The following is a 14466-nucleotide window of genomic DNA, read 5'->3' on the forward strand; positions in this document are numbered from 1 at the left end:
TTCAAAGAAAGGCGACGACATACTCTCCCACATAACTGCAGTACCATCTGCGCAGGCGGGCTTAACTACTCTGTTCGGGATGGGAAGAGGTGAGCCCCGCCGCAATAACCACCTTAAGAGGTTATAATTGCTTTGGGCAATTATTTGCAAGTCGTAATTCGTAATTATGAATTCGTAATTGCAATAATATCTTAACATACTGAGATAAAGAAAAGTTTTTTTGTTAGAAAGTTTCTTCTCTCCCGATTTGCATCGGGAGAGAAAAGCGTACATAAGCTTACGGGTTATTAGTACTACTCGACTATGACATTACTGCCTTTACATCTATAGCCTATCAACGTGGTCATCTCCCACGACCCTTAAAAGAAATCTCATCTTGTGGTGGGTTTCGCGCTTATATGCTTTCAGCGCTTATCCCTTCCAAACGTAGCTACTCTGCGATGCCACTGGCGTGACAACAGATACACTAGAGGTTTGTCCAATTCGGTCCTCTCGTACTAGAATCAGATCCACTCAAATTTCTTGCGCCCACAGTAGATAGAGACCGAACTGTCTCACGACGTTCTGAACCCAGCTCGCGTGCCACTTTAATGGGCGAACAGCCCAACCCTTGGGACCTTCTCCAGCCCCAGGATGTGACGAGCCGACATCGAGGTGCCAAACCCCCCCGTCGATATGAGCTCTTGGGGGAGATCAGCCTGTTATCCCCGGCGTACCTTTTATCCTTTGAGCGATGGCCCTTCCATGCGGAACCACCGGATCACTATGCTCTACTTTCGTACCTGATCGACCTGTATGTCTCTCAGTCAAGCTCCCTTATGCCATTGCACTCTACGCACGGTTACCAAGCGTACTGAGGGAACCTTTAGAAGCCTCCGTTACTCTTTTGGAGGCGACCACCCCAGTCAAACTACCCACCAAGCAATGTCCCCCGCATAACGGGGTTAGGCCTCAGATAAACAAAGGGTTGTATTTCAACAATGACTCCACAACGCCTAGCGACGCCACTTCACAGTCTCCAACCTATCCTACACATCATTTATCCAAGGTCAATACTAAGCTATAGTAAAGGTGCACAGGGTCTTTTCGTCCCACTGCGGGTAAGCGGCATCTTCACCGCTACTACAATTTCACCGAGCTCATGGCTGAGACAGTGTCCAGATCGTTACACCATTCGTGCAGGTCGGAACTTACCCGACAAGGAATTTCGCTACCTTAGGACCGTTATAGTTACGGCCGCCGTTTACTGGGGCTTCATTTCAATGCTTCTCCGAAGATAACATCTCCACTTAACCTTCCAGCACCGGGCAGGTGTCAGGCCCTATACTTCATCTTACGATTTTGCAGAGCCCTGTGTTTTTGATAAACAGTCGCCTGGACCTCTTCACTGCGGCCAGCATTGCTGCTGGCGACCCTTCTCCCGAAGTTACGGGTCTATTTTGCCTAATTCCTTAGCCATGAATCTCTCGAGCACCTTAGGATTCTCTCCTCGACTACCTGTGTCGGTTTGCGGTACGGGTACTTATTACCTGAAGTTTAGAGGTTTTTCTTGGAAGCCCTTAGGCGCACTATCTCTTTGTCCGAAGACTCCGAGTACTATCGTATTTCCCCAAAACCCGTGGATTTGCCTGCGGGTCTTATAGGTAGGTACTTCAACGAACTATTCCGTCAGTTCGCGGCGCTTTCATCACTCCGTCACCCCATCACAGTAATAACTAGTACGGGAATATTAACCCGTTGTCCATCGACTGTCCCTTTCGGGTTCGCCTTAGGTCCCGACTAACCCACAGCTGATTAGCATAGCTGTGGAAACCTTAGTCTTTCGGTGTGCGGGTTTCTCGCCCGCATTATCGTTACTTATGCCTACATTTTCTTTTCTAACCAGTCCAGCAGGCCTTACGACTCACCTTCAACCCTGTTAGAATGCTCCCCTACCACTTAGAGTAAACTCTAAATCCATAGCTTCGGTAATATACTTATGCCCGATTATTATCCATGCTCGTCCGCTCGACTAGTGAGCTGTTACGCACTCTTTAAATGAATGGCTGCTTCCAAGCCAACATCCTAGCTGTCTGGGCAGACAAACCTCGTTCTTTCAACTTAGTATATATTTGGGGACCTTAGCTGATGGTCTGGGTTCTTTCCCTCTCGGACTTGGACCTTAGCACCCAAGCCCTCACTGTTATGAAACATTATATAGCATTCGGAGTTTGTCAGGAATTGGTAGGCGGTGAAGCCCCCGCATCCAATCAGTAGCTCTACCTCTATATAACTTTACGCATAACGCTGCACCTAAATGCATTTCGGGGAGTACGAGCTATTTCCGAGTTTGATTGGCCTTTCACCCCTACCCACAGGTCATCCGAAGACTTTTCAACGTCAACCGGTTCGGTCCTCCACTGTGTGTTACCACAGCTTCAACCTGCCCATGGGTAGATCACACGGTTTCGCGTCTAACACTACTGACTAAAGCGCCCTATTCAGACTCGCTTTCGCTACGGATCCGTGGCTTAACCACTTATCCTTGCCAGCAACGTTAACTCGTAGGCTCATTATGCAAAAGGCACGCCGTCACCCCACGAAAGGGCTCCGACCGCTTGTAAGCGTATGGTTTCAGGATCTATTTCACTCCGTTATTCACGGTTCTTTTCACCTTTCCCTCACGGTACTGGTTCACTATCGGTCTCTCAGGAGTATTTAGCCTTAGCGGATGGTCCCGCCAAATTCAGACAGGATTTCTCGTGTCCCGCCCTACTCAGGATACCACTATCGTTATCTTCTTTTACTTATACAGGGCTATCACCTTCTTTGGCTCTACTTTCCAGTAGATTCTAATTCAATCCGCAACAAATAACGTGGTCCTACAACCCCAATATTGCCGTAACAACATTGGTTTGGGCTAATCCGCGTTCGCTCGCCACTACTTACGGAATCACTTTTGTTTTCTTCTCCTCCGCCTACTTAGATGTTTCAGTTCAGCGGGTTTGCCCACCTATCGGTGTACTATGTCTTCAACATAGTGGGTTGCCCCATTCGGGTATCTACGGATCAATTCGTGTGTGCCAATCCCCGTAGCTTTTCGCAGCTTATCACGCCCTTCATCGCCTCTGAGAGCCAAGGCATCCCCCATACGCCCTTATTTTGCTTATTGTACCAATCTTAAAATTAATTAAGACCGTTTCTTTTACTTGTCTAATGATAAACAAACAAAAAATGCTTTCTACTTTTTATTATTTTCTTATCTCAATATGTCAATGAACTTTTTCTTTTTGAATAAAGAACATAGAGAATAGATAATAGACTTAATCTATATTCTTTTTTCTATATTCTATCTTCTCGAAGATAGTGGAGAATAACGGAGTCGAACCGTTGACCTCCTGCGTGCAAGGCAGGCGCTCTAGCCAGCTGAGCTAATCCCCCAATCTTTTTTAATTATGAATTGTGAATTATGAATTATGAATTATTGTAATTCGTAATCTTTCAACCCTAGAATTTCCTTTCAATCTGTTTCTATGAACGTTTTTGTATAAATACTTAATAATAAGTACTTAATGCTTTTTTTGTTGTCTCGGACAGACTCGAACTGTCGACCCCTACATTATCAGTGTAGTACTCTAACCAGCTGAGCTACGAGACACTCTTTTTTTTGAGTAAAGAATAAAGACTTAAGATTATAGACTAAATCTATGCTCTATATTCTATTTTCTTTTCTCTCTTTTTTATATAAATTAACAGCAAGAGTAATAAAATGTTGAAACTTGTTTCCAACTTGAACTTTCGTCTTCTTTCCCTAGCGTGTATTACTACTAACACTAAGGCTCTAGAAAGGAGGTGTTCCAGCCGCACCTTCCGGTACGGCTACCTTGTTACGACTTAGCCCTAGTTACCAGTTTTACCCTAGGCAGCTCCTTGCGGTCACCGACTTCAGGCACCCCCAGCTTCCATGGCTTGACGGGCGGTGTGTACAAGGCCCGGGAACGTATTCACCGGATCATGGCTGATATCCGATTACTAGCGATTCCAGCTTCACGGAGTCGAGTTGCAGACTCCGATCCGAACTGTGACCGGTTTTATAGATTCGCTCCTGGTCGCCCAGTGGCTGCTCTCTGTACCGGCCATTGTAGCACGTGTGTAGCCCAAGGCGTAAGGGCCGTGATGATTTGACGTCATCCCCACCTTCCTCACAGTTTGCACTGGCAGTCTTGTTAGAGTTCCCGACTTGACTCGCTGGCAACTAACAACAGGGGTTGCGCTCGTTATAGGACTTAACCTGACACCTCACGGCACGAGCTGACGACAACCATGCAGCACCTTGTAAATTGTCTTGCGAAAAGTCTGTTTCCAAACCGGTCAATCTACATTTAAGCCTTGGTAAGGTTCCTCGCGTATCATCGAATTAAACCACATGCTCCACCGCTTGTGCGGGCCCCCGTCAATTCCTTTGAGTTTCATTCTTGCGAACGTACTCCCCAGGTGGGATACTTATCACTTTCGCTTAGCCACTGAGATTGCTCCCAACAGCTAGTATCCATCGTTTACGGCGTGGACTACCAGGGTATCTAATCCTGTTCGCTACCCACGCTTTCGTCCATCAGCGTCAATCAATTAGTAGTAACCTGCCTTCGCAATTGGTATTCCATGTAATCTCTAAGCATTTCACCGCTACACTACATATTCTAGTTACTTCCTAATAATTCAAGTCAGACAGTATCAATGGCCGTTCCACCGTTGAGCGATGGGCTTTCACCACTGACTTATCTGACCGCCTACGGACCCTTTAAACCCAATGATTCCGGATAACGCTTGGATCCTCCGTATTACCGCGGCTGCTGGCACGGAGTTAGCCGATCCTTATTCTTACGATACCGTCAAGTCTCTACTCGTAGAGGTGTTTCTTCTCGTATAAAAGCAGTTTACAATCCATAGGACCGTCATCCTGCACGCGGCATGGCTGGATCAGGCTTGCGCCCATTGTCCAATATTCCTCACTGCTGCCTCCCGTAGGAGTCTGGTCCGTGTCTCAGTACCAGTGTGGGGGATCTCCCTCTCAGGACCCCTACCCATCGTTGCCTTGGTAAGCCGTTACCTTACCAACTAGCTAATGGGACGCATGCTCATCTTTCACCGTTGTGACTTTAATATCATGTTGATGCCAACTCGATATACTATGAGGTATTAATCCAAATTTCTCTGGGCTATCCCTCTGTGAAAGGTAGATTGCATACGCGTTACGCACCCGTGCGCCGGTCTCTAATTCCGAAGAACTATACCCCTCGACTTGCATGTGTTAAGCCTGCCGCTAGCGTTCATCCTGAGCCAGGATCAAACTCTTCATCGTATATTGTACGCTTGATTGCTCAAGCTATTGTTATTCGACTAAATTCTAGTGGTTTTTTCAAATCTCTCGATTCTATTACTCTTATTCTTGTGTCTTGTTCTTGCGAACGAAACGGCTGTCAATTCAATATGTCTAGGAACGTGTTCTTATCTTGTTTTTAACTCCTTTTAACACTTGTTATAGTGTTTCTCGAAGCGGGTGCAAAAGTACAACTTTCTTTTTAACTGGCAAGAAAAATTTGAAGTTTTTTTAAGATAAATTTTATCTCGTTTGCTTCTCTTTTCTTATCAATCTATCAAGGAACTTTGAGCGTCTTGCGGGGTGCAAATGTAACATCCGTTTTCTAATCTCACAAGCTTTTTGAATCTTTTTTAGAAAATAAATTTTCTCTTTTGATTAACTTTACTTGCCAGTATTTGAAAGAACGTCTGCGTCATTGCGGGTGCAAAACTAACTCCTTTATACCGTTATTCAAGCTTTTTTAAACCTTTTTTTTGACCTTTTCTTAACTTTTACTTTAACTTGCTGAAAACATGGTTTTTGAATGTCAAAGTTTTTTAAACAAAACAACAATCTATTAGCCGATACACGCCATTTCAATCCAAAATTACCTATTTCAGTACCATTGCACGGCTATCGACTACCCTTCTTTATTTACTAAAGCTTTAGAAATTCAATCTTTGTTCATGCTTTAACAGCTCTTCACTAAACTCTAATCCTTCAAAACAGCCGACCTTGACAGTATTTGAACAAAAAAACTACTTTAGACCAATAAAATGACTTTATCCTATACCTTATATAATAACAAAAATCCCTTTTCCATTCGCTACTATATATAAGGTGACCAGATTTATTGTATTAATATGAGTTCTTCTACTCTTAATTAAACTGGATATCTTAATTATTGCGGGCTTCGCGTTAGGGATAGCAGCGTAAAGCCCGCAGTCTCGTCTTTTCGGACGAGACGAGGACTTGAAGCGAATAGCCCGACTCATTATATAAAGAAAGGCGATTATCCTTTACGATAATCGCCTTTCTTTATATAATGAGGAACGCCAAAATGAAACTCTAATTGAAACGGATGGCAGGAAATAGCTCTCAATAGAAAAAAAAACACCTCTTAACCTATATATAAGGAGTGCCGACTTTGTATTTACACCTATATAGCAACAAACCTTACATATATATTGTATGTATTTCTGCAATGCTCTATATTTGCATTCTTAAAATAATAAACAATGATTAAGATTACTTTACCCGATGGGTCAGTTAAAGAGTTTGCTTCAGGGGTAACTCCAATGGATGTTGCTAAAAGCATTAGTGAAGGATTTGCCAGAAATGTAATTTCGGCTTCTTTTAATGGTACAACTATTGAAACAACAACCCCTTTGACGACGGACGGTAGTCTTGTATTATATACATGGAATGACGAAGGTGGAAAAAAGGCTTTTTGGCATTCTACTTCACACGTAATGGCACAGGTTTTAGAGGAAATGTATCCTGGAATTAAATTAACACTAGGACCAGCAATTTCTAATGGATTTTATTACGACGTAGATTTTGAAGATCAAAAAATCACTGATGCTGATTTCAAAAAAATTGAAGATCGTGTTCTTGAAATAGCAAGAGGAAAGCATGAGTTCAAACTACGACCTGTTTCTAAAGCTGACGCTTTGGAACTATATAAGGATAACGTTTACAAAACTGAATTGATCACTAATCTTGAGGACGGAACAATTACGTTTTGCGATCATGATACGTTTACTGATTTATGCCGCGGTGGTCACATTCCAAATACCGGAATAATCAAAGCGATGAAGATCATGAGCGTTGCCGGTGCTTACTGGCGTGGTGATGAAAAAAACAAACAGTTAACCCGTGTTTATGGAACTTCGTTTCCCAAACAAAAGGATTTAACAGAATACCTTCTATTACTGGAAGAGGCAAAACGTCGCGACCATAGAAAACTAGGAAAGGAATTGGAGTTATTTGCTTTTTCACAAAAAGTTGGAGCAGGTTTACCATTATGGTTGCCAAAAGGTGCTGCGTTGAGAGATCGTTTAGAGCAGTTTTTGAAAAAAGCACAGAAGAAAGCGGGTTATGAGCAAGTAATCACACCACATATAGGTCAAAAAGAATTGTACGTCACTTCAGGTCATTATGCAAAATATGGTGCAGACAGTTTTCAACCCATAAGTACTCCAGCTGAAGGAGAAGAGTTTTTATTGAAACCGATGAACTGCCCTCATCACTGTGAAATATATAATGTACGTCCATGGTCTTACAAGGATTTGCCAAAGCGCTATGCTGAATTTGGTACGGTTTACAGATACGAACAAAGTGGCGAATTACACGGTTTGACTCGTGTAAGAGGTTTTACTCAAGATGACGCGCACATTTTTTGTACTCCGGAACAACTTGACGAAGAGTTTAAGAAAGTAATCGACTTGGTACTCTATGTATTTGGTTCATTAGGATTCGAAAACTTTACAGCTCAGATTTCTTTGAGAGATAAAGAGAATAGAGATAAATATATAGGTAGTGATGAAAACTGGGAAAAAGCAGAAAATGCCATCATTAATGCCGCTGCAGACAAAGGTTTGAAAACCGTTGTTGAATATGGCGAAGCTGCCTTCTATGGTCCGAAGCTGGATTTCATGGTAAAAGATGCTTTAGGAAGACAATGGCAGTTAGGTACCATTCAAGTAGATTATAACCTGCCGGAACGTTTTGATTTAACCTACAAAGGATCTGATAACGAATTACACAGACCGGTGATGATCCATAGAGCTCCTTTTGGATCTATGGAACGTTTTATCGCTATATTATTAGAGCATACAGCAGGAAATTTCCCGCTTTGGCTAATGCCAGAACAAGCTATAATATTGTCTTTGAGCGAGAAATATGAAATATATGCAAAAAAAGTTTTAGATTTGCTAGAAAATCACGAAATTCGCGCCCTCATCGACAACAGAAACGAGACAATCGGGAAGAAAATTAGAGATGCCGAGATGCAAAAAACGCCGTTTATGTTGATTGTAGGCGAGGAAGAAGAGAAAAATGGTACTATCTCTATCCGTCGTCACGGACAAGAAGGAAAAGGAAATATCACCGTTACAATAGAGGAATTTGTTGCTATCGTAAACGAAGAGATCAATAAAACATTAAAAGTATTTACAGTTTAACTTAAATTATAAAGTCATAGCAATAAGAAGCAACAGAGGTTATCAACCTCGCGTAGAAAAAAAGGATGCACACAGAATAAATAATCTTATTCGTGGTGTACAAGAAGTAAGACTTGTGGGTGAAAATATTGAGCCTGGAGTTTTTAAACTTTCAGAAGCTTTAAGATTAGCGGATCAGTTTGAACTGGATTTAGTGGAGATTTCTCCAAATGCAGAACCGCCGGTTTGTAAAATAATGGATTACAAGAAATTTGTTTACGAGCAAAAGAAACGTGATAAAGTCCTAAAAGCCAAATCAACCCAAGTAGTCGTAAAAGAAATTCGTTTTGGACCTCAAACAGATGAGCATGATTATGAATTTAAGAGAAAGAACGCAGAAAAATTCTTGAAAGAAGGAGCCAAATTGAAAGCTTTTGTTTTCTTTAAAGGGCGTTCGATTATTTATAAAGATCAAGGCCAAATCTTATTACTAAGATTAGCAACTGATCTTGAGGAATTTGGTAAAGTGGAAGCGATGCCAGTTTTGGAAGGAAAGAGAATGATTATGTTCATTGCTCCGAAGAAGAAAAAATAAAAACGTCATAAGTTCAAAAGTCTTAACGTTAGACTTTATGACTTTTGACTTTAAGACAAAATGATAAGTAAGTAAGAATAAATTAAAATACTAGGAAAAAATGCCTAAAATGAAAACCAAATCTAGCGCCAAGAAACGTTTTAAAGTTACTGGTTCTGGAAAGATTAAAAGAAAGCATGCTTTTAAAAGTCACATCTTGACTAAAAAATCTAAAAAACGTAAATTAGCTTTGACACATTCAGCGTTAGTTCACAAAACAGATATGAAAAGCATCAAACAACAATTAAGAATTATTTAATAATTCTTTAGGTTAAAACAATTTAAAATAACCTTGGAGTATGGCCATTAAGTGCTTTTGATTAAATTCAGGCCGCCTGCTACAAAAAAACAATAAAATTATGCCAAGATCGGTAAATTCAGTTGCTAAAAGAGCAAGAAGAAAAAAAATAATGAAGCAAGCCAAAGGTTTCTTTGGTAGACGTAAAAACGTTTGGACAGTTGCTAAGAATGCGGTAGAGAAAGCAATGTGCTACGCTTACCGTGACAGAAAAGTGAACAAAAGAAATTTCCGTGCATTATGGATTCAACGTATCAACGCTGGAGCTAGATTGGAAGGAATGTCTTATTCACAATTCATGGGAAAAGTAAAAGCTAACGGAATCGAATTGAACCGTAAAGTTCTTGCAGATTTAGCGATGAATCACCCAGAAGCTTTCAAAGCAGTACTTAATAAAGTAAAATAAACGTTTTATCAACTCAATTTAGATTACTTACTTATATAGAAACCTCAATCGAAAGATTGGGGTTTTTTGTTTATAATTCCATTTTAAAATTGGCACTATATACTCATCAAATAACTTTTGTTATAAAGTTATTTTAAGTAATTTCGAAAGATGGTTTTTAAAAAATTATATTTCCCGGTTTACATCGCCGTATTAATAGTACTTGTATTTTTACAATCCTGTAATAAAAAGCCTAAAGGTAGCACTCCAAAAAAATTTGATCGAGTAGAAATTATTAAATTTTTAGAGCTAGGTTATAAACACCATGAAAGCTTAAAATATGACAGTTCTTATTACTATTTTAATAAAACTAAGTTAGTTGCCGAAATAAAAAAGGATACTTCCAAAGTCATTCTATCAATATAATGGCTGGCACAAACGCAAAGATTATTGGCAGATTACTCCGGTAGTGAAACTATATTAACTGAAGCACTTCCTATAATGGAAAATAATGATAATTTACCTTATGGAGAAACCAACATATGCATAAATCTAGGCAATATTTATTTTGATACATATGAAAATGAAAACGCTATATTTAATTTCAATAAAGCAATAAACTCAAAAACGGATGAAGACATGAAATCTGGGATAATGAACAACATTGCCTTAGTCAATATGAGGCAAGAGAAATATCAAGATGCCATACAGACTCTTTATCCTTTGACTTAAAAAAAAGAAATTTTAGACAATACAGAAAACTATTCCAGAATACTGGATAATCTAGGATTTTGCTATTTAAAATTAGAAAAACCAAAAGCACTTGAATACTTAAATAAATCGAGAATAACAAGAGAACAAATAAATGATGAACGAGCGCTAATTGGGAGTTATTATCATCTGTTGAATATTACAAAAAAACTGAATTTCGCAAAGAATTACATCTACGTGGCCTATGAAAAAGCAACAAAAGTTAATTATGTTGACGATAGATTACAATGTTTAGAACTATTGATACAAAACAGTTCAGGAGATGAATTAAAACAACATTCACTCGCTTTTATACAATAAACGACAGCATCAACAAAGTTAGGCAAAAAGCCAAAAATCAATTTGCTAAAATCAAATATGATTTTAAGAAAGAAAAGGATGAAAATCTAAAATTAAAAGCCCAAAAAGAACTTACATCCGAAAAACAAAAAAAGAAAAACATACTACTATATGCTATAGTTTCAATTATTACTGTAGTTAGTATCATTATAACATATCTAATAGTGATTAAAAACAGAAGAGAAAAAAAAAAGTATCCTACAATACGGAAACCCGAATATCTAAAAAAATTCATGATGAATTGGCTAATGATGCATATCAAACAATGGCTTTTGCCGAAATTCAAAATCTATCAACCAATCAAAATAAAGAGATTTTAATTCCCAGTTTAGACAACATTTATACTCGTACCAGAAACATTTCAAGAGAAAATGGCAACATTGATACCGGACTTGCATTTGTACCCCATTTAAAAGACATGATGTCCGGATTTAATACACCAATCGTTAACGTACTAATAAATGATGTAGATGCAATAAAATGGTCGGAGTTAGAAAACCATAAAAAAATCATTGTGTATCGTGTAATTCAAGAATTACTGGTCAATATGAAAAAACACAGTAAATGTAGTTCAGTAGTATTAACTTTCAAAAAAAATGAAAATAAATTACAAATTGATTACACTGATAACGGAGTTGAAATAGGAAATTCTACTTTAATTTCTAAAATCGGGCTACTCAATGTGGAAAACCGTATTCGTACTATAAAAGGAACTATTACTTTTGATCCTAAATCCGATAAAGGATCTAGAATAACTATAGATTTTCCAATATAACACTGCAGCTTATGTTTAATAAAGTTTTAATTGCCGAGGATTTAGACACCATAAGCATTGGTGTTATTCAAGCGCTCGAGGAAATTTCTGTAGTAGAAATTCATCATTCGAAATACTGTGACGATGCTTTTTTGAAAATAAAAAAAGCGATTTATGATAATGCACCGTATGATTTACTAATCAGTGATTTATCATTTAAGCCCGACCATCGACAAAACCGATTAACTTCTGGCGAAGAACTGATTGAAGCAATAAAAAAAGTACAGCCAAATATAAAAACAGTTGTCTTTTCTATTGAAGATAAATCATTCCGAATAAAGTCACTTTTTAAAAATCAAGGAATCAACGCCTATGTTTCTAAGGGTAGAGACAGCATTCCGGAGCTAAAAAAGGCAATTCAGCGTATCTATAACAACAAAGAAATTGAGCTCTCCTCAGAAATTGAATATGCGCTAAGAGATAAATCACTTTTTGAAATTGAAGCGTATGATATTACACTTTTGAAGTCATTAGCCAAAGGTTTCACACTAGACGATATCTCGAAAGAATTCAAAGATTCAGGAATTATTCCAAATGGCAGCAGTAGTTTGGAAAAACGAATCAATAAATTAAAAATATACTTCAAAGCAAGTAACAATGTGCATTTGATAGCTATCACTAAAGATTTAGGACTGGTGTAATCTAACATTACCTCTACAAACAGTTTCATCATCTGAATGAAAATCCAAAATGTATTCAAAAGTGTATTTTAAACAAAAAACGATTCTTAAAAGAGAAATTGCATTTTTATTAAAATTACACAAAAAACCACTCCCTTTGCGGTTTACCGTAAAGATAAAATTTTAAAAGACATTAGGTTTGCCACCACAAACTTTAAGTTCATTTAAAATGGCGAATTTTACAAAAGACGACTTAGCATTTAGAGGATATTCACAAAAAATTGATTTGGAAAATAATCCAAAACATACCGAAATACTTGTCGGTATGTACATTGACAAAACAGAAGAAATTGAAGTAATCCGTTTCTGCAATCAGTTTTTAGAAAAATATAAAGTTCCTCAAACCAGAGCAAGTTTCCAAAAAGTTGAAAATTTTTTACAACATGCAGCGTTAGAAAATGAAGTTTCTAAAGCTCAATTACAAGATTGGATAGCAAGTAACTGGATCAAATTATAAACTTTTTAACCTACAAATCTACAGTTAAAATAAATTTTACTGGTTAGAATATGAAGCAAAATCTCGTTTTCCTTCAAAGCTACATAATGCTTGACCTCAAAAAAACAACAACTTATAGCAGATTCAAATAATTATTTCGGTGCAATACGGTTTACCGTAAAGAATGGGATTTTATTGCCTTTACCTTTGATGAAAGTAAAAAACTTAAATAATTTTGCGAATAATTTAGTAATGACGGAAAACGAAGTGCTGAACAGTGAAACTGAAAATCATCCAATTGAAAAATGGAATAAAATTCTTCAAGATTATAATAATTACGTAAAAGAATACCTAAAGGATTACAAGAAATCACTTCAAGTAAATATTATTCCCTGATACTAATATGAAAATCAAATTAGAGGCTTTGTATAAAAAAAATTAAAAAAGATACTCATAAAAAACCTTTGACACAAAGTCAGATAAAAAAACAGTAAAAATTCAATTAAAAATAGTTCCTGCTTGTTGTGAGTAAATCTTTTTAAAAAGACAAAAATGAAAAAAAATATCTTACTGGTAACTATTCTAATAATTTTGATTTTTTCTTATCCAACAAAAATTAAACGTAAAAACACCAATTCAAGAAGAAACATAGAAAACAGTATTCTAATAACAGTACAAGGCAACCGGAAATATGATTCTGATGAAGATATCAGCAAACTTTCTAGGCAATTTCATGAAAAAAAAACGATGAAAAACGAGTTTGACACCCCCAAAAGTAAAAACTTTAATCAACATTCCTCAAGGCACAATAAAGGAAAAATCATGTTTTATAAAGACAGATATGCAAATCCAAAAACTAAAGCAGAATAATCCTTTTGATCATAAATATTTCAAAATACCAAAAGAAAAAAATGGTATCTGTATTCCTTCATAACCCCAATCTACTTTTTGCTGTTCAAATCGGAATTATGATATTAGGTTCAATTTGTCATATATTTTTAGTGAATCGTTCATGGGGAAAAATAAATAATATTTCCCCTTCCAAACATTACTAAATAAGGTATTTAAATAAAAATCAGTAACTATAATTAATTCAATAAAGATTAAGAACAATCATGATTTAAAAAATAATTTCATACAACTATCATTAACGGAGAACGGGCTACTTTTAATCTTTAAAACATAAAAAAGGAAATTTTGTTTTATGATTTGGACTTAGTTTACATCACAATAAAAAAAACGAAAATCATTTACATTGCCCTAATCTTCATAATTTTAATAGGATTAGTTGGATTTAGCTATATTCATTCCCAAATGGACTTAATCCTGTTAATAGCTTTCTAACTAGTAATTATTATCATTTTGAAAATGAATGAATACAAAAGCAATAGTCTAAAATACGTTTAAAAAACGGTGTCATTTTTAAAAAAAGTAGATGTCAAATCCAAACATGAAATAATAAATTTTGTAAATAACATCCGAAAAGAGATTTACGATTGTAAAATAAAAAAGAGCAGTGAGGCTTTAATTAAAATTTAGCATGATTCAGTTATCTAAAAACGGACAAATCCTTCAAAAAAAATTTAACTTCAATAAAATATACAATT

10 protein-coding genes, 2 tRNA genes and 3 rRNA genes are annotated in these 14466 nt (G+C 37.3%); 10 read left to right on the forward strand and 5 right to left on the reverse strand.

The features are described 5' to 3' along the window. Nucleotides 1-6 precede the first annotated feature (6 nt). From rrf to AC0J6S_RS00025, 5 genes are all read right to left on the reverse strand, one after another. Nucleotides 7-116, reverse strand: a 5S ribosomal RNA gene (gene rrf, locus AC0J6S_RS00005). Between the two features lie 151 nt (nt 117-267). Further along, a 23S ribosomal RNA gene (locus AC0J6S_RS00010) occupies nt 268-3151 on the reverse strand. 195 nt (nt 3152-3346) lie between these two features. After that, nucleotides 3347-3420 (reverse strand) — tRNA-Ala (locus AC0J6S_RS00015). A 143-nt stretch (nt 3421-3563) separates the two neighbouring features. Beyond that, a tRNA-Ile gene (locus tag AC0J6S_RS00020) sits at nt 3564-3637 on the reverse strand. A 187-nt stretch (nt 3638-3824) separates the two neighbouring features. After that, nucleotides 3825-5338, reverse strand: a 16S ribosomal RNA gene (locus tag AC0J6S_RS00025). The 16S, 23S and 5S rRNA genes sit together here with 2 tRNA genes alongside, the layout of an rRNA operon. A gap of 1238 nt (nt 5339-6576) precedes the next feature. On the opposite strand from AC0J6S_RS00025, the gene thrS reads away from it, so the two are divergent. From thrS to AC0J6S_RS00075, 10 genes are all read left to right on the forward strand, one after another. Then, on the forward strand, nt 6577-8523 hold the full coding sequence (thrS, locus tag AC0J6S_RS00030; RefSeq protein ID WP_474954864.1) for a threonine--tRNA ligase: 1947 nt from the start codon (nt 6577-6579) through the stop codon (nt 8521-8523). 16 nt (nt 8524-8539) lie between these two features. After that, entirely contained in the window at nt 8540-9097 is a 558-nt protein-coding gene (infC, locus tag AC0J6S_RS00035; protein WP_369699884.1) for a translation initiation factor IF-3, read from the forward strand. Between the two features lie 100 nt (nt 9098-9197). Beyond that, nucleotides 9198-9395: a 50S ribosomal protein L35 gene (gene rpmI, locus AC0J6S_RS00040; RefSeq protein WP_022827375.1), complete on the forward strand. Its 198-nt coding sequence runs from the start codon at nt 9198-9200 to the stop codon at nt 9393-9395. 100 nt (nt 9396-9495) lie between these two features. Next, complete coding sequence (rplT, locus tag AC0J6S_RS00045; protein ID WP_035633036.1) at nt 9496-9840, forward strand: 50S ribosomal protein L20; 345 nt, start codon at nt 9496-9498, stop codon at nt 9838-9840. Between the two features lie 429 nt (nt 9841-10269). Further along, complete coding sequence (locus AC0J6S_RS00050) at nt 10270-10551, forward strand: tetratricopeptide repeat protein (RefSeq protein ID WP_474954865.1); 282 nt, start codon at nt 10270-10272, stop codon at nt 10549-10551. A gap of 619 nt (nt 10552-11170) precedes the next feature. Further along, entirely contained in the window at nt 11171-11704 is a 534-nt protein-coding gene (locus tag AC0J6S_RS00055) for a sensor histidine kinase (RefSeq protein WP_474954866.1), read from the forward strand. An 11-nt stretch (nt 11705-11715) separates the two neighbouring features. Further along, nucleotides 11716-12384 carry a response regulator gene (locus AC0J6S_RS00060; RefSeq protein WP_474954867.1) on the forward strand — a complete coding sequence of 223 codons (669 nt, stop codon included), beginning with the start codon at nt 11716-11718 and terminating at the stop codon, nt 12382-12384. 178 nt (nt 12385-12562) lie between these two features. Next, a complete protein-coding gene (locus AC0J6S_RS00065; RefSeq protein ID WP_474954868.1) occupies nt 12563-12880 on the forward strand; it encodes a hypothetical protein in 318 nt (105 codons plus the stop codon). A gap of 90 nt (nt 12881-12970) precedes the next feature. After that, nucleotides 12971-13255 (forward strand): hypothetical protein, encoded by a 285-nt coding sequence (locus AC0J6S_RS00070; RefSeq protein WP_474954869.1) that lies wholly within the window; start codon nt 12971-12973, stop codon nt 13253-13255. 156 nt (nt 13256-13411) lie between these two features. Then, nucleotides 13412-13729: a hypothetical protein gene (locus AC0J6S_RS00075; protein WP_474954870.1), complete on the forward strand. Its 318-nt coding sequence runs from the start codon at nt 13412-13414 to the stop codon at nt 13727-13729. Nucleotides 13730-14466 lie beyond the last annotated feature (737 nt).

The organism is Flavobacterium sp. TS_SC_5, from assembly GCF_056156265.1.